This is a genomic window from Xylanibacillus composti, assembly GCF_018403685.1.
GTDB classification, from domain to species: domain Bacteria; phylum Bacillota; class Bacilli; order Paenibacillales; family K13; genus Xylanibacillus; species Xylanibacillus composti.
In genome coordinates, this window is the sequence record NZ_BOVK01000041.1 from 1 (window position 1) to 16,603 (window position 16,603).

Sequence of the window (16,603 nt, forward strand, 5' to 3'; positions counted from 1 at the left end):
GGGGCCCGGTATTATTTCAAGAAAAAAGAGCGGCACGCCGCTCTATAGCTCTTCCTCGAGCAAAGTATTGAACGTTTCTTCGACGATATTCCATTCTTCCTCGTCGTCGATCGTGTACAGCTTCAGATCGTCTCCATCCTCTTCATACCGAAAAGCGTAGACTTCGTCTGCCTCTTCGCTGTTCTCGTCCGTCGGCACGACCATCATGTACTTCGCGTCGGAGTCGTCCACCTCGAATGTCATGATGATCTCGAACTCTTCCTCATTCCCATGCTCATCTGGGATATAGATCAGCTCTGGGCTTTCCTCCGGCTTCTGCTGTCCATTCATATGCGCACCTCATTTCGGTTTGGTATCCAGGTAGCTTTGCAAAATGACGGCTGCCGCCATTTTGTCGACAACCTGTTTTCGTTTTTTTCGACTGATGTCCGCAGCTATGAGTGTCCGTTCCACCATCGCCGTGGAGAGCCTTTCGTCCCACAGCGTTACAGGCAGGCCGAGCGCATGCTTAAGCTCCTCGGCGAACGCCATGCATATCTCAGCACGCGGTCCAATGGAACCATTCATATTTTTGGGAAGTCCCAGCACAATTTCGGTTACCTCATGCTGCTCCACGATTTCCCGCAGCCGCTCCAGATCCTGCTCGGAAGCAGTCCGATTCAGCACTTCCACTCCTTGCGCGGTCCAGCCGAACGCATCGCTGACAGCAACGCCTATCTTACGATCACCATAATCGAGACCCAATATTCTCATTATTCGCTCCTGTTCCGTTGAAAGGCCGATGGGCAAGCCCATCGGCCTATGACGGGCCTATCGCTTCTCATGCAGATAGGAACGCACCAATTCCTCAATCAATTCATCGCGCTCATGCTTACCGATCAGGCTTCGGGCATTGTTGTGCCGCGGAATGTATGCAGGGTCCCCGGAAAGCAAATAACCTACGATCTGGTTGATCGGATTATAGCCCTTCTCTTGCAAAGCATCGTAAACCGCCAAGAGAACCTCGTTGGGCGAGGTCGTGACCTCTTCCGCTCTGCCGCTATACTTCATTGTCTTGTCCATGGAACTCATAGCCAGTACCTCCCGTCCACATTCCGAATAGGCGCTTCGATGCAGCTGTCACCTTCTTGATCTTTCCATTAAGTATAGCATGAACGCGGTGAGATTTCTAATGCTTTGCAGCTGCGGCCTGTTCTTGCACCAAAATGTCCGCCTGCTTCAGCGCTTCGGCCAATCGTGACGCATCCTTGCCGCCTGCCTGAGCCATATCGGGACGGCCGCCCCCTCCGCCTCCGCAAATGGAAGCGACAGCTTTCACCAGCTTGCCCGCATGGAAGCCTTGCTTGGTTAAGTCCTCTGTAACGGCCGCTACCAAGTTGACCTTATCGCCGCTTGCCGCGCCCAACACGATGACGACCGAGCCGAGCTTTTGCTTCATCTCGTCGGCAAGATTGCGCAAACCGTCCATATCCGCTCCATCAATGGAAGCAGCGAGCAGCTTCACGCCCGCGACTTCGCGAACATGATCGGCAAGCGATCCCGCCTCCGCTTTGCTTAGTTTGGCGCGCAGCGATTCGTTCTCGCGCTGCAGCTCGCGAATTTGCTGCTGCAGGCCTTCTACACGCTTCGGCACGTCGGAACGCTGCGCCTTCAACAGACCGGCCGTCTGTTCAAGCATTTCCAGCTGCTCCTCCATATAGCGGAAGGCATGACGGCCAGTCACCGCCTCGATTCGTCTTACGCCCGAGCCGATACCCGATTCGCTTACGATCTTGAACAGCCCGATTTGAGATGTCGCGCCAACGTGGCAGCCGCCGCACAGCTCGATGCTGTAATCTGCAATTTGCACAACCCGGACAATATCGCCGTACTTCTCGCCGAACAAAGCCATCGCGCCCATTGCTTTCGCTTCATCGATAGGTTTGTGGTCAATCTGCACCTGGACATTGTTCCAAATCTGCTCATTGACCATCCGCTCGATTTGCTGCAGCTCCTCCGGCGTCACGGACCCAAAATGCGAAAAGTCAAAGCGCAATCGCTCCGGCGCCACCAGCGAGCCGGCTTGGTTCGCATGAGTGCCCAGCACCTGCTTCAGCGCCTTGTGGAGAAGATGAGTAGCGGTATGGTTTTTGATAATATCTTCACGCATTGCCTTGTCCAACAGCGCTTCAATCCGATCACCCTTCTGCAGTGCGCCGGCAGTCACCTTGACCACATGCACGTGCTGGCCGTGAGGAGCCTTCACCATATCCTCCACTGCCGCTCGAGCCCGATCATTAGAGAAAATGCCCTTATCGCTCACCTGACCGCCGCTCTCCGCATAGAACGGAGTGCGGTCCAGAATCACCTGGCATTCCGCGCCTTCTTCCACGCGATCCACAAACTGACCGTTTTGGATGATCGCTTGCACCGTTGCCTCGATACCCCAATCATTATACCCGACAAACTCGCTTTTATCCGTATACTCGGCCAGCGGTCCGCCCTGTACGCTCATGCTGGCCGATTCCTGCCGCGCCGCTCTGGCTCGTTCGCGCTGGCGGTTCATCGCCGCTTCGAAGCCTTCGCGGTCGATCAGGAGGCCATGCTCGGCAGCATAGTCTTCAGTCAGATCGAGCGGGAAACCATACGTGTCATAAAGCTTGAAGGCGTCTTCTCCACCGATTCGGTCGCCGCCCACATTCTTCACTTGCTCCACGACTTGACCGAGAATCGCGAGTCCTTCCGACAGCGTCTCGTGGAAGCGTTCTTCCTCCGTACGGATAACCTTGACGATAAACGCACGCTGTTCCGCCAAGGTTGTATAATGCGCGCCCATGATGTCTTCCACAGTCGGAACAAGCTTATATAGGAACGGCTCTTGGATACCCAGCACAATCCCGTAACGCACAGCCCGACGCAGCAATCTGCGGATGACATAGCCGCGGCCTTCGTTGGAAGGAAGCACCCCGTCCCCAACGGAAAAAGCTACCGTTCGAATGTGATCGGCGATCACCTTGAATGCAACGTCCTGCTCGCTGTTCTCGCCATAGCGCTTCCCGGCAATTCTCCCCGTCTCCTGCATGATCGGCAGAAACAAATCGGTGTCAAAATTGGAGTCTACGCCTTGCAAAATGGAAGTGAAGCGCTCCAGTCCTGCGCCGGTATCAATATTTTTGTTCGGCAGCGGCGTGTAAGAGCCGTCCTTGTTATGATTGTATTGCGAAAATACGAGATTCCAGATTTCCAGAAACCGCTCATTCTCGCCGCCTGGCCAGCATTCCGGATCGGACAAGTCGCCATAAGCATCCCCGCGGTCATAGAAAATCTCCGTACAAGGGCCGCATGGGCCTTCTCCGATGTCCCAGAAATTTTCCTCAAGCTTGTAGATGCGTTCTGCCGGCAAGCCGATTTTTTCGTTCCATAATTGGAACGCCTCCTCATCCTCGGGATGGATGGTGACAGAGAGCTTGTCCGGATCGAAGCCGATCCATTGCTTGTCGGTCAAGAATTCCCACGCCCAGGCAATAGCCTCTTCCTTGAAATAGTCGCCGATGGAGAAGTTCCCCAGCATTTCAAAAAAGGTATGATGGCGGCGCGTCTTCCCCACATTCTCGATATCATTGGTACGAATGCACTTCTGCGCATTCGCTATTCTCGGATTATCCGGTATGACCCGGCCGTCGAAATACGGTTTTAGCGGCGCCATCCCGGCATTGATCCACAGCAGTGACGGATCGTTGTGCGGCACAAGGGATGCGCTGGGTTCAATTTTATGACCTTTGCTAGCAAAAAAATCGAGCCATTTTTGTCGAATTTCACTGGATTTCATCTTTATGCCTCCGCATGGTATATTTAAAAAATCCCACGAAAGTGAAGCAAAAGCTTCGAAGCTTATTCCTGTTACTTTCGCGGGGCCCGGATACTTCAAACCCACGAAAATGAAGCAAAAGCTTCTGACTTTCGCGGAGACCGGGGGTTTGCATCGAAGAATCTATAAATTCTATAATGTAAAAAAGTCCCTGCCTGCAGGGACGATTCTAGAATCATCGGGTGGAAAAAGTCCTAGCCAAAATTATACCTTTGGCTACCTGCGGTGTCAATAAGCGCCATGCCGCGCCTGGCTTGCAGCTTGGCCGCTTCCACCCGGATGAAGCGAAGGAGCTGAGCCGGAAGTGACCCCGATACTTATTCGTCCCTATACCCTCGAAGATTATGACAAGCTGCTTGATGTCCAGCGGGAAGCCTTCCCTCCCCCGTTCCCGGAGGAGCTGTGGTGGAGCCGTGAGCAGATCGCCGCTCATGTGGAAACCTTTCCGGAAGGGGCCATGCTTGCTGAAGCGGACGGCATTGTAGTCGGTTCCGCCACATCGTTGATCGTCCAGCACCGCCATGAGCCTCACACATGGGCCGAGGTTGCGGACAACGGATATATTCGCAACAGTCACCAGCCGAACGGTGACAGCCTCTATGGGATCGATGTTTGCGTCAGGCCGTCTTGGCGCGGGCAAGGCGTTGCGCAGAAGCTCTATGAAGCCCGCAAGGAGCTGGTTGTGAAGCTGGGGCTGAAGCGCTACTTGGCAGGCTGCCGCATTCCCGGCTACCATCAGTTTGCGCAGCAAATGGATGCCAACGAATATGTAGAGGCCGTTGCAGCCGGCAAACTGCGTGACACAGTACTGAGCTTCATGCTGAAGCAGGGACTGCACCCTGTAGCCGTCCTGGATAACTACCTCGACGATGAGGAATCGATGAACAAAGCAGTATTGGTCGAATGGACCAATCCCGCATTCGGTTAGGCAGTCCGATTCCGCGAATAATAGCTAGTCACATGCTGGATGATGACCTTCATCACGGCGAACAGCGGCACGGCCAGGATCAGTCCCGGGATTCCGGCCAGTTCGCCGCCCACGAGCACGGCAAAGATAATCAGCAGCGGATGCATATGCAGCGTCCGTCCCACCACTTGCGGAGAAACCACATTGCCTTCCAGCACTTGTACGATCAGGTTGACCGCAATGACCATCAGCACCAGCTTGAATGAAACGGTAGAGGCCATCACAATCGCGGGCGCCGCACCGAAGAAAGGGCCCAGGTACGGGATTATATTGAAAACAGCCACAATGCTGGCAAGGAGCAGCGGATAGGGGGCGTCGATAATCATATACCCCACATACGCCAAGGCTCCCACAATCACGCAAACCAGCAATTGACCACGGATATAATTGCCAAGCGCGTTATCGATATCCTTCAACAAGGTGACGATTTCCTTTCGCTTGCTCTTGGGTACGAAAGTCAGCGCAGAGCGCTCAATCAATTGAAAGTCCTTCATCATGTAGAAAGCCAGGAACGGAACGATAAACGCGAGAAACAACGTATTGATCGTACTGCCGATTCGATTGATAAACCCTGAGATGCTCTGGCTGACCGCTCTCTCCATCCCTGCCAGCGACTGCTGGATGCCATCCCGGACACTGTCGGGGAGCGCCTTGCTCTCATGTATGCCGTTCACCAAATTCTGTGCCCGCATGGTCAGCTCGGGCATATGCTCATTGAGCTCGCGCAGCTGCTCCATAAACATCGGCGTCATGTTCATGAACAGCACCGTCAGCGAAACAATAAAGCTAGCATATATAAGCAGCACCGCTACTGTTCGGGGCACCTTTCTGCTGTGCAGGACGTTCACAATCGGATTCAACACATATGAAATGATCATTGCAATCAAAAAAGGAGCCAGTACCGCTTTCGCCACTCCGTAAATCCATGACAGGATCGGGGATACATGCTGAAGCATGATTATAATCGCCAATCCGAACAGCACGTACGCCATGATCCGCAGCGTGCGGTTATGCCAAAAACGTTCCATAGGCCGGACCTCCTTGCTCCTTACCAGTATATGTCCAACCTATAGAATTTAATCGCAAAACTCGTCTCTGCCCTGCAAAGGCTCCTGAACAAAATAAAGCTGTCCGCGCCCTTAAGGCGCAAACAGCCCTCTCCTGTTATTGCGATGCATGTACTTCCTGACCAGCGATTTCATCCTCGAAGAATAAATCGTCCAGGGAACTAAGCGTACCGTCTTCCTCGACTTGATAGACGGACATCTTCTCTCCGTTTACCGTCAATTCAATAAAGCAACCCCAGCAGTAAAACTGGTGGGAACCGATTTTTCCAATGTCTTTCGAATTGCAATTCGGACATCTCACCTTCATCACCCTATCCATCAATTTATATATTATCCTTGTAACCAATCCGGCAACGACATAAACGTAGCCAGCCTATTTTTTTGTTCTACTGTTACATACGCAGACGATTGACGCACGTTGCAACGATTTCAGCTGCATTGTGAACATCCTGTGAACGTTGTGAATATCCAAAGCTGAACCGCACAGCGGAAACGAGCCGCTCCTCAGACACGTTCATCGCCTGCAGCACATGGGATGGCCGAATCGCTCCTGCTGTGCAGGCGGAGCCGCCAGATGCCGCAACGCCGGCCAAGTCCAGATTCATGAGCAGACTTTCGGTCTTGGCGCCCGGAAAGCTGACATTCAAGATGTGCGGCAGGCTATTTGCCAGCGTGCCGTTGACATAACAGTCTCCGCCTGCAAGCGCTGCCTGCAAGCTTGTCCAAAACGTCATTTTCAAATCGCGAAGATGCGTAATGTTCTCCTCCAGTCGGCGCAAGGCCAATTCCGCAGCCTTGGCAAAGCCGACAATAGCCGCCACGCTTTCCGTACCCGGCCTGAGCTTGCGCTCCTGCGAGCCCCCGAACACCAGCGGCTCGATCCGCGCGGAACGCTTGGCAACCAGAGCGCCTATCCCTTTCGGGCCGTTGATCTTGTGGGCGGATAGGGTGACGAGATCAGCCGGAAATTCGGACAGATTCAGTCTTACTTTGCCGAGAGCCTGGACGGCATCGACATGGAACGGCACACCGCGGGCGCGCAAATTCTGGCCAATCGCTTCAACAGGCTGCAGCATGCCGGTCTCATTATTGCCAAGCATGACGCTGACCAATGCCGTGTCCGCACGCACTGCACGGATGACATCCTCTGCATCGATGCGGCCATCAGCCCGAACAGGCACATAGGTTACCTCGAATCCCTCGCGCTCCAGTTGGGCGAACGCCTGCAGCACAGCGCTGTGCTCAATCTGTGTCGTGATGACATGCTTCCCCCGCTCCGACGCGCGGACGGTGCCCAAAATCGCCAAATTGTCACTTTCCGTGCCGCTGCCCGTGAAGACAAGCTCGTTCGGCTTGCAGCGAAGCAAGTCAGCCAGAAGGTCCCGGCTTTCATTGACGGCATTGCGCGCAGTTCTTCCATATGCATGCAGACTGGATGCGTTGCCGAAATGCTTCGTCCAATAGGGCAGCATCGCTTCCAAAACTTCGGGATGTACAGGCGTTGTTGCTGCGTAATCCAAGTAAATGCCTTCCATGTCAACCACCTGTCTCAAATGTAGAACATGTAATTCTCATATTTCCCTTCGTCCTGGTAATTCACCAGATGAGCCAAAGTAGTGGAATCCAGCACATCGGCAATGCTGTTGCGGATGCGCAGCCACAAATCCCGCTTGGCGGGATCGTCCTCTTCCTCGAAATCGACAGGACTGATTGGCCCTTCCAGAACGCGAATGATATCTCCCGCTGTAATCTTGTCTGCTTCCTTGGACAGGACGTACCCGCCATAAGCGCCGCGGATGCTCCTTACAAGTCCGGAATTTCGCAGCGGCGCTACCAGCTGCTCCAGGTAATGCTCAGAAAGCTGATGCTTCTCGGCTATGCTCTTTAAGGAGGTAGGCCCCTCTCCGAAATTTGCTGCCAATTCCATCATGATCGTCAGGCCATAACGGCCTTTCGTTGATATCTTCAAGGTTACACCTCATTACGCAATAGATTGTCCAACAATCGATAAAAGAATGTCCATAAATCTCCATTATCTCCATGTCGTATCTATGTTATCACATGTCCAAGAAGTGTGGATATAAAAATCCTCTTTTTTTATAAAAAAATCTGAGCTTATGGTACAATAACAGGGGAAAGGAGCGAGGAAAATGACAGGAAACAAATCCAACCGTTCACATAGAGTTGTTGTCGGCATGTCCGGCGGCGTCGATTCGTCCGTCACCGCCCTGCTGCTCAAGCAGCAAGGCTACGAGGTAATCGGCGTCTTTATGAAAAACTGGGACGACACAGACGAATTCGGCTACTGCACTGCCGAGGAGGATGCAGAGGATGTGCGCCGCGTATGCGCGCAAATCGACATTCCTTATTACACGGTCAACTTCGAGAAGGAATATTACGAAAAAGTGTTCGAGTACTTTCTCGAAGAATACCGCCGCGGCAGAACACCGAATCCGGACGTCATGTGCAACCGCGAGATCAAGTTCGGAGACTTCTTGAAGAAGGCGAAGGAGCTCGGCGCGGATTATTTGGCAACAGGCCATTATGCGAGAGTCGAGGATCAGGATGGCGGCCGAGTGCTGCTGCGCGGCGTGGACGCGGGCAAAGACCAAACGTACTTCCTGAGCGCGCTTAACCAGGAACAACTGGCTATGGCCATGTTCCCGATCGGACATTTGCCGAAAGCCGAGGTTCGGCGCATCGCCGAAGAGGCGGGACTGGCCACCGCCCGCAAGAAGGACAGCACCGGCGTCTGCTTTATTGGCGAGCGGAATTTCAAGGAGTTCCTCAGTCAGTATTTGCCCGCCAGACCCGGGGATATGGTCACGCCGGAAGGCGAGGTCAAAGGCCGCCACGACGGGCTGATGTATTATACGTTGGGACAGCGGCAAGGGCTTGGAATCGGCGGATCAGGCAACGGCAAGCCCTGGTTTGTCGCAGACAAGGATCTCGGCAACAATCGTCTCATCGTCGTGCAAGGCGATGACCATCCCGTCCTGTTCTCCTATGCGTTGGATGCCGACGGGGTAAACTGGATTGCCGGGCATGCGCCCGCGGAGCAATTTCGATGCACGGCGAAATTCCGGTATCGTCAACCAGATCAAGACGTCACCGTGCAGCTGTCAGACAACGGGAAATACCGGGTCACCTTCGCCAAGCCGCAGAAGGCCATTACTCCGGGACAGGCTGTTGTGTTCTACGACGGGGAACGGTGCCTCGGCGGCGGCACAATCGAAACGGTGCTGAAACATCAGCCTGCGCTTCATTCCTGAGAGACGAAGGAACGTTCACCAAAAACCTGTCGGTGGAAACGATTAGCAACAGACATGTACAAGGGGTCGCATGTGAATCATCGAAGCTTGTACGAAACATCACATAAAGCCTCATGATCAATGGCTTTGACATCGATATCTAAACGAAAAAGCGTATAAAATCATCGGTTTGTTGAGGAAATCGGCCAATCATGAACGAAAAAACGTATAAAATCATCGGTTTGTTGAGGAAATCGGCCAATCATGAACGAAAAAACGTATAAAAGTTGAAAATACGCACGATGTTAGACTGACTTTGAGTGATATATCGTACAAATTAGCAAGAGGACTATCACACAAAGAGCTATCCCATCAGCCTGAATTACAGGCTTCCGGGATAGCTCTATTTTGCTTGCAGCGCCAGCAGCAATGTTGCGGACATTCATTTTTTGCCTATCTTAGTGACCTGTCACTTCTATTATTGGGTCCAGCTTCTCCTTGCTCATCAAGAAGGCAGCAACCAGCGCCAGCATAGCTGGAATCAATCCTCATGCCAACCAAAATCATGTACAGCGTATTGAGAAACCGCGGTGAATCCATCGACAGTGTAGACAGAAGCGTCATGCCAGCCAAAATACGTGTGTTCGTACATTGTCGATGCAGTTTGAATCATACGGGGGCGTATAGAACCACACCTCCCTATTCCTCGTTTTATCCGCCTTCGGTGAATCCGCGAGGAAACCAGAATCCCTCATAAGATCTTGGCTCCGGAATTGTCACGCCAAGCTGTTCGGCAGCGGATCGCGGCCAGAACGGGTCTCTTAGCATTGCGCGCCCGACGGCAATCAAATCGGCGCTTCCTTCGCCCAAAATCTCCTCAGCTTGCACTCCTGTTAAAATAAGCCCAACGGCTGCAGTAAGCATTCCGCACTGGCGGCGAATTGCATCTGAGCATTGCGAGGACTTCCTCGCCTTCTGCCGGGAGATTCCCGACGTTGTCGAGGTTCATCGTATTAGCGGGGAATACAACTACCTGATTAAAGTTGTTACCGATACGATGCAAACCTTGGAAGCATTTATTAACAGCAGCGGCAAATACGGAAATTCCACAACATTGATCGTCATGTCCACACCCATTGAGAATAAAGATATTCTTCCAACAATGGATTAAAAGTAGCAGAAGCCTTCATCTCAGTTACTGAAATGAAGGCTCTTCTCGTACATGTAAGGCTTGCCTCTCTTATCTATCGTACATGGCAAATGAAGACCAATCCTCCTTTAACAAACACAATCGATTAACTCCGTGGCAAAAGTGACCTCCAGTACATGTATTAGTAAATCGCAACCTGGTTGCGGGCGTTATGATTACTTTCATTTTTATGGGAACGTTCGGCGCGCTGCCGTACTTCCTTACGATCCTTTTCCAGAACGTACATGGATACAGCGAGCAGACGTTGGTCGTTTCATTAATAGGACTTACCGTATTATTGAAATCACGTCCCGATCGGGCATTTATCCGAAATAGTATTGAGACAACGCTTTCGTTGCTTGAATAAGTTTGAAACGAGGTTTTCTTGTGAAAAACGAAAGAAGGGTCCAATATGAGGCCAATGGGCGAATTTGGGTATTATCCGTGTTCGTATTGGCTATCTGCGCCTCCTTTCTTGTGGGCTGATAGGATAGGAATTGTGAATCCATACGTCCAATTTACACGCTGCAAGGCTTTGCATCAAACAAACGACACCCCGTGCCCTTCACAAAAAGAGCTATCCCACCAGTCTGAATTACTTTTGGGATAGCTCTATTTTGCTTGCTGCGCAGGCCAGTGTCATTTCCCTTGGCCGCGGCGCCTCTCCTGGTTTTGCCGAATCTTCTCTTCCGTGCCCTGGGAGGTCGCCTCGTAAAAGTGCATCGTGCGAATCGCATCCGGCAAATACTGCTGGTCAACGTAATGGCCCGGATAATCATGCGGATACTTGTATCCTGCATGGCCCAGCTTCTCGGCTCCCTTGTAGTGCGTGTCCCGCAAATGCAGCGGAACCTCAGCCGAACGAAGCTCTTCTATGGCGGCCGTTGCCCGGCCAATCGCATTCGTGACAGCATTCGACTTCGGGCTTTCGACAGCAAATAGTATTGCCTGGGAAATGTTCAACCGTCCTTCCGGCCACCCTAACGCTTCGTACGCATGCAGCGCCGAGACAGCTTGTACCAAAGCCTGAGGGTTGGCCAGGCCGATATCCTCGCTTGCCGCGGCGATCAAACGACGAATGAACACTCTCGGGTCCATCCCCAATTTTTCGACAGCGTACAGAAACCAGAACAAAGCGGCATCGCTTGATCCTCGTATACTTTTGTGAAATGCCGAGAGCACGTCGTATTGCGTCGATTCATCCGCGCGCACTGTCGGCTTGCGTATCGATTCCTCCGCTACTGCCAGCGATACCCGAATCACTCCATCTTCCCCCGGAGCCGTCGTCGACACGGCGAGCTCAAGCGCATTGAGCGCTCTGCGAATGTCGCCGTTGGCCATATCAGCCAAGTGCTGAAGCGCCTGCTCCTCCACTTCAATCGGCAGCTCGCCCAAGCCTCGTTCCTTGTTAAGCAGAGCTCGCCGCATAGCCTCCAGAGCATGCTCGCGGCCTAGCGGCTCCAATTGAAACAACGTTGATCGGGACAACAGCGCTCCGTTCACGTAATGAAACGGATTTTCTGTCGTTGCGCCGATGAAAATAATCGTTCCCTGTTCCACAGCAGGCAGCAAAGCATCCTGCCTCGCACTGTTGAAACGATGCACCTCATCGAGGAAAAGAATCGTCTTCTTATCATAGAAGGTGCGATTTTGCTTCGCCTGCTCGATCACCTCTCGCACGTCCTTAACCGAAGCGTCCACCGCATTCAAGCGAACGAAGTCCCCTTTGGTACGCTTCGCGATAATATGCGCTAGGGTCGTCTTCCCGCAGCCCGGAGGGCCGTATAACAAGATTGAGGAAACCTGGTCTGCCTCTATGGCTCTCCGCAACAGCTTGCCCTCGCCTACGATATGCTCTTGTCCGATATAGTCTTCAATCCGTTCAGGTCGCATCCGATCTGCCAGCAGCTTCGGTGCCGACTGGCGAGCCTCGTTGTATGAAAACAAATCCACGGCCAGTTCTCCTTTGCACGCATGTTTGCTGCATCCATTATACTATACGAACATATGTTAGTCATTTCAAACCGTGTTTCTTGCCTGCTTGCGTTCTGTCCTCGCCATGCAGCGAGCGGCGAAGCCTTCTCCTAATATATGCGGAAAATGCGCAAGAAAGGCCGCCTGCGCAGTGGACGCAAGCAGCCTTTCCTGCCTTCGTTACTTCCTTGCCAGCAAATCCTTCACAACCTCGCTAACCATGATCAGCCCTGCCACCGGCGGCACGAACGAGTTGCTTGCCGGTGGCTGCTGCGCCTTGCGAATTTCCGGTGCATTCTCCGGCACGATGCGCTGGGTCACATCCACACGCGGCTTCAACGGCTCCTCATCGGAGAAGACGACCTTGACTCCTTTGTGGATTCCCGCCTTTCTGAGTCTCTGCCGGACAACCCGCGCCACCGGGTCTGTGTGGGTTTTGGAAATATCCGTCACCTGGAACCGGGTCGGGTCCATCTTGTTGGCCGCTCCCATGCTGGAGATGATCGGAATATTCCGGCTCAAACATTCCTTGATCAGATGAATCTTGTACGAAATCGTATCGGAAGCGTCGACTACGTAATCGAGCGGATAGGCAAAGATCTGCTCGTAGGTTTCCTCCGTGTAAAACATCTTGAGCGCAATGCAATCGCATGCCGGGTCAATCAGCTTGATCCGGTCGCGCATCAATTCAGCCTTCGGCTGTCCTACCGTTGTGGTCAGCGCATGTATTTGGCGATTGACGTTCGTAATGTCCACAACGTCCTTGTCGATCAATACGATGCGGCCAATGCCAGTCCGTGCCAGCGCTTCAGCCGCTATGCCGCCTACACCGCCGATTCCCAGCACCGCAACGGTGCTGGCCTTCATCTTCGCCAGCCCTTCCGGTCCGATGGCCAGCTCTGTTCTGGAATACTGGTGCAGCATCTGATACGGCCTCCTTCCTCTTGCTGCTCTATGCGAGCGAAGCCGGCTTGCCGGATTCGCATAAAACCGATCTTACGATTTCGGCTCGGCGGGCTTCTGAACCGCTACCCGCACCGACAGCTCTTCCAGCTGCTTGGCCGATACTTCGGATGGCGCATCAACCATTAAGTCGGATGCGCTTTGCGTTTTCGGGAATGCGATCGTCTCGCGCAAGTTGGTGCGTCCGGCCAGCAGCATGATCAGGCGGTCGAAGCCGAAAGCCATGCCCCCATGCGGAGGCGTGCCGTATTCGAATGCGTTCAACAGGAAGCCGAACTGCTCATGCGCCTCCTCCATCGTAAAGCCAAGCGCCTTGAACATCTTCTCCTGCACTTCCCGCTGATAGATCCGCATGGAACCGCCGCCTACCTCGTAGCCGTTCAAGACCAGATCATATGCCTGTGCCCGGATCTTGCCGGGATCGGTATCGAACAGCGCCACGTCTTCCTCGCGCGGGCGGGTGAACGGATGATGCTCGGCCACATAGCGCTTCGCTTCCTCGTCATACCCCAACAGCGGGAAGTCTACCACCCAGGCGAATTTGTAGACCGAGTCGTCAATCAATCCGAGCTCGCGCCCGATTTTCAGCCTTAAGTTGCCCAGGACATCTGCTACGACCTTCGGCTTGTCGGCAGAGAACAAGATGAGATCGCCCTCTTCGGCGCCAACGCGGTCCTTCACTGCCTGCAGCTCCTCTTCGGTGAAGAACTTCACAATCGGGCCGCGCATTTCCCCTTCCTTCACCTGAATCCAGGCAAGACCTTTCGCCCCGTAGCGGGCTGCGAACGGCAGCAGATCGTCAATTTCCTTGCGGCTCCACGTCCCGCACCCTTTGGCATTCAGCGCCTTCACCTGGCCGCCGTTTGCGATTACGTTCGCAAACACCTTTACGCCAGAGTTCGCCAGCAGATCCGACAATTCCACCAGCTCCAAGCCGAAGCGCAGATCCGGCTTATCCGATCCGTATTTGTCGATCGCGTCCTTGTAAGTGAGCTTCTGGAACGGTCTCGGTATATCCACGCCGATAGTTTCCTTGAACAAGCGCACCATCAGCTCCTCCATCAGCTCATGCAGCTGCTCCTGAGAAAGGAAGGAGGTCTCGATGTCGACCTGTGTGAACTCCGGCTGGCGATCGGCGCGCAGATCCTCGTCACGGAAGCAGCGGGCAATCTGATAGTAGCGTTCAATCCCGCCGACCATCAGCAGCTGCTTGAAAATCTGAGGAGACTGCGGCAAGGCGAAAAATTCGCCCGGATGCACCCGGCTCGGAACCAAATAATCGCGCGCGCCTTCCGGCGTGCTCTTCGTCAAGATCGGCGTCTCCACATCGATAAAGCCGTGCTCATCCAGGTAATCGCGGAAGATCTTCGCCGCTTTGGAACGCAGCATCAGCGTCTGCTGCATCTCCGGTCTGCGCAGATCCAGATAGCGATACTTCAAGCGGATGGACTCATCGATGTCAATGCCGTCCTCAATGAAGAACGGAGGCGTCTTGGCACTGCTCAGCACTTCAATGTCGGTCACACGCATTTCAATTTCGCCAGTGGGCAAATTCGGATTGTACGTGTCCGGCGAGCGTTCAATAACAGTGCCTTTGACAGCCAACACATATTCGCTCCGCACTTTGTCGGCAATTGCATGCGCTTCTCCCGAAAATTCCGGGTTAAATACAATTTGCATAATACCGCTTCGGTCCCGAAGGTCTATGAACAGGACTCCGCCCAAATCGCGTCTGCGCTGGACCCAACCGTTCAGAGTGACCGTTTCGCCCACATGGGCTTTCGTCAATGTACCGCATTCGTGTGTTCGTAACATCATTGTTCTGGCTTCCCCTTTCATTGAACCACTAATTGGATTGTTTCACGTAACTGCCAAGCTGATCAATCGGAATAGAGACTTGCTCGCCGTTCTCCAGATGCTTCACGGTAATTTCTCCCCGCTCGAGCTCATCGTCGCCGAGGATCGCGGCGTAGCGGGCGTGCAGACGATCGGCCGATTTAAGCTGAGCTTTCATCTTGCGCGACAAGTAGTCCTTCTCCGCCCGCAAGCCCTGGCCCCGCAAACGGTACAAGAGCGGCACAGCATATTTGGAAGCTTGCTCGCCCATGGCCACGACATACACATCCAGAGGCTCGCCCGCTGGAACTGAAACCCCTTGCTGCTCCATAATCAGCAGAACCCGTTCAATGCCGATGCCGAACCCGATACCCGGCTGGTCTGGTCCTCCGATTTGGCCTACGAGACCGTTATAGCGGCCGCCTCCGCCAATCGTGTCGATCGCGCCAATCCCCTCCGCCTTGAATTCGAATGCGGTATGCGTGTAATAATCCAGCCCCCGCACCAGCTTCGGATTGACCGTATAGGGAATGTCCATCGCTTCCAGATGCTCCTTTACCTCTGCGAAGTGCGACGCGCTTTCCTCATCCAGGCTGTCCAGAATCGAGGGCGCATCATCGAACCGGTGAGCATCCGTCTTGCAATCCAGAATGCGCAGCGGATTTTTGTCGAAGCGCGATTGGCAGTCCTTGCACAGCGAATCCAGCATAGGGCGCAAATATTCCTGCAGGGTGACTCTGTAGCCGGCGCGGCTCTCCGGATTGCCGACAGAATTCAACTCGACACGCACGCCCTGCAAGCCCAATTCCTGATAGAAGCGATAGCCGAGCGCCACGACCTCCGCGTCGATGGACGGTTCCTGCGAGCCGAAAGCCTCGACGCCGAATTGGTGAAACTGCCGGTAGCGCCCTGCTTGCGGCTGTTCGTACCGAAACATCGGCCCCATATAGTACAGCTTTGTCACATCCGGATCTCCATACAGCTTGTTCTCCACGAATGCACGCACTACGCCCGCTGTCCCCTCCGGCCGCAAGGTCATACTGCGTTTGCCTTTGTCCTCGAATGTATACATTTCTTTGGATACGACATCCGTAGTCTCCCCTACACCGCGTTGAAACAACTCTGTTTGCTCAAACAGGGGAGTCCGAATTTCCTTATACCCAAAACGGTCGCACAAACTGCGGGCCGTCGCTTCAAAGCGCTGCCACTTCTCCACAACCCCTGGAAGCAAATCCTGCGTGCCCTTCGGTTTTTGAAAGCTCATTGTCATTCCTCCTATCCTTGACACGGCGCAGCATCGTTGCGGCATTTCACCGGTGTAATAAAAAATCCCCCGCCCCTGTTACATGTGTAGTCAGGGACGAGAGATCGATACACGATTCACCCGCGGTGCCACCCGCAATTTGAAATCCTTGCCGCACAACCTCATGCACGGCGGAATTTCACGCTCTAGCGGTTAACGCCCGCCTACGTACGCAGCTACTACGGAATATAGAAACCGATTCGCCG

The 16,603-nt window shown here is 53.6% G+C and carries 16 protein-coding genes, 1 pseudogene and 1 other annotated feature (1 of these 18 cut by a window edge); of the genes and pseudogenes, 4 read left to right on the plus strand and 13 right to left on the minus strand.

What is annotated here, in order from left to right:
* Positions 1-42: 42 nt before the first annotated feature.
* The 4 genes from XYCOK13_RS14500 to alaS form a co-directional block, all read right to left on the minus strand.
* Positions 43-330: a DUF1292 domain-containing protein gene (locus XYCOK13_RS14500; protein ID WP_213412885.1), complete on the minus strand. Its 288-nt coding sequence runs from the start codon at positions 328-330 to the stop codon at positions 43-45.
* Between the two features lie 9 nt (positions 331-339).
* Entirely contained in the window at positions 340-753 is a 414-nt protein-coding gene (gene ruvX / locus XYCOK13_RS14505) for a Holliday junction resolvase RuvX (protein WP_213412886.1), read from the minus strand.
* A 57-nt stretch (positions 754-810) separates the two neighbouring features.
* Positions 811-1,071, minus strand: coding sequence for an IreB family regulatory phosphoprotein (locus XYCOK13_RS14510; RefSeq protein ID WP_213412887.1), 261 nt, complete (start codon positions 1,069-1,071; stop codon positions 811-813).
* 97 nt (positions 1,072-1,168) lie between these two features.
* The gene (alaS, locus tag XYCOK13_RS14515; RefSeq protein WP_213412888.1) at positions 1,169-3,808 is read right to left on the minus strand and encodes an alanine--tRNA ligase; all 2,640 of its coding nucleotides are present in this window, start codon (positions 3,806-3,808) and stop codon (positions 1,169-1,171) included.
* A gap of 343 nt (positions 3,809-4,151) precedes the next feature.
* Here alaS and XYCOK13_RS14520 point away from each other — a divergent pair, with 343 nt between their 5' ends.
* The gene (locus XYCOK13_RS14520; protein ID WP_213412889.1) at positions 4,152-4,775 is read left to right on the plus strand and encodes a GNAT family N-acetyltransferase; all 624 of its coding nucleotides are present in this window, start codon (positions 4,152-4,154) and stop codon (positions 4,773-4,775) included.
* Here XYCOK13_RS14520 and XYCOK13_RS14525 read toward each other — a convergent pair.
* From XYCOK13_RS14525 to cymR, 4 genes are all read right to left on the minus strand, one after another.
* Positions 4,772-5,842, minus strand: coding sequence for an AI-2E family transporter (locus tag XYCOK13_RS14525; RefSeq protein ID WP_213412890.1), 1,071 nt, complete (start codon positions 5,840-5,842; stop codon positions 4,772-4,774). The genes XYCOK13_RS14520 and XYCOK13_RS14525 overlap by 4 nt on opposite strands.
* Before the next feature lie 136 nt (positions 5,843-5,978).
* Positions 5,979-6,200 (minus strand): YrzR-like zinc ribbon domain, encoded by a 222-nt coding sequence (locus tag XYCOK13_RS14530; RefSeq protein WP_506017130.1) that lies wholly within the window; start codon positions 6,198-6,200, stop codon positions 5,979-5,981.
* Between the two features lie 73 nt (positions 6,201-6,273).
* On the minus strand, positions 6,274-7,416 hold the full coding sequence (locus tag XYCOK13_RS14535) for a cysteine desulfurase family protein (RefSeq protein WP_213412891.1): 1,143 nt from the start codon (positions 7,414-7,416) through the stop codon (positions 6,274-6,276).
* Positions 7,417-7,430: 14 nt separating this feature from the next.
* The gene (gene cymR / locus XYCOK13_RS14540; protein WP_213412892.1) at positions 7,431-7,850 is read right to left on the minus strand and encodes a cysteine metabolism transcriptional regulator CymR; all 420 of its coding nucleotides are present in this window, start codon (positions 7,848-7,850) and stop codon (positions 7,431-7,433) included.
* Between the two features lie 181 nt (positions 7,851-8,031).
* On the opposite strand from cymR, the gene mnmA reads away from it, so the two are divergent.
* Positions 8,032-9,153, plus strand: a complete 1,122-nt coding sequence (mnmA, locus tag XYCOK13_RS14545) for a tRNA 2-thiouridine(34) synthase MnmA (RefSeq protein ID WP_213412893.1) — start codon at positions 8,032-8,034, stop codon at positions 9,151-9,153.
* A gap of 690 nt (positions 9,154-9,843) precedes the next feature.
* On the opposite strand, the gene XYCOK13_RS14550 is transcribed toward mnmA, so the two are convergent.
* Positions 9,844-10,056 (minus strand): oxidoreductase, encoded by a 213-nt coding sequence (locus XYCOK13_RS14550; RefSeq protein ID WP_213412894.1) that lies wholly within the window; start codon positions 10,054-10,056, stop codon positions 9,844-9,846.
* A 61-nt stretch (positions 10,057-10,117) separates the two neighbouring features.
* Here XYCOK13_RS14550 and XYCOK13_RS21945 point away from each other — a divergent pair, with 61 nt between their 5' ends.
* A complete protein-coding gene (locus XYCOK13_RS21945) occupies positions 10,118-10,303 on the plus strand; it encodes an Lrp/AsnC ligand binding domain-containing protein (RefSeq protein WP_244865183.1) in 186 nt (61 codons plus the stop codon).
* 277 nt (positions 10,304-10,580) lie between these two features.
* Positions 10,581-10,688 (plus strand): annotated as a pseudogene (locus tag XYCOK13_RS21950) (TetR/AcrR family transcriptional regulator); the annotation flags it as partial.
* Positions 10,689-10,960: 272 nt separating this feature from the next.
* Here XYCOK13_RS21950 and XYCOK13_RS14560 read toward each other — a convergent pair.
* The 4 genes from XYCOK13_RS14560 to hisS form a co-directional block, all read right to left on the minus strand.
* A complete protein-coding gene (locus tag XYCOK13_RS14560; RefSeq protein WP_213412895.1) occupies positions 10,961-12,274 on the minus strand; it encodes a replication-associated recombination protein A in 1,314 nt (437 codons plus the stop codon).
* Between the two features lie 201 nt (positions 12,275-12,475).
* The gene (locus XYCOK13_RS14565) at positions 12,476-13,219 is read right to left on the minus strand and encodes a tRNA threonylcarbamoyladenosine dehydratase (protein WP_213412896.1); all 744 of its coding nucleotides are present in this window, start codon (positions 13,217-13,219) and stop codon (positions 12,476-12,478) included.
* A 72-nt stretch (positions 13,220-13,291) separates the two neighbouring features.
* Positions 13,292-15,073, minus strand: coding sequence for an aspartate--tRNA ligase (gene aspS, locus XYCOK13_RS14570; protein ID WP_213412978.1), 1,782 nt, complete (start codon positions 15,071-15,073; stop codon positions 13,292-13,294).
* A gap of 31 nt (positions 15,074-15,104) precedes the next feature.
* A complete protein-coding gene (gene hisS / locus XYCOK13_RS14575; RefSeq protein ID WP_213412897.1) occupies positions 15,105-16,358 on the minus strand; it encodes a histidine--tRNA ligase in 1,254 nt (417 codons plus the stop codon).
* 89 nt (positions 16,359-16,447) lie between these two features.
* Positions 16,448-16,603: a binding site (T-box leader), on the minus strand (it continues 110 nt past the right edge of the window).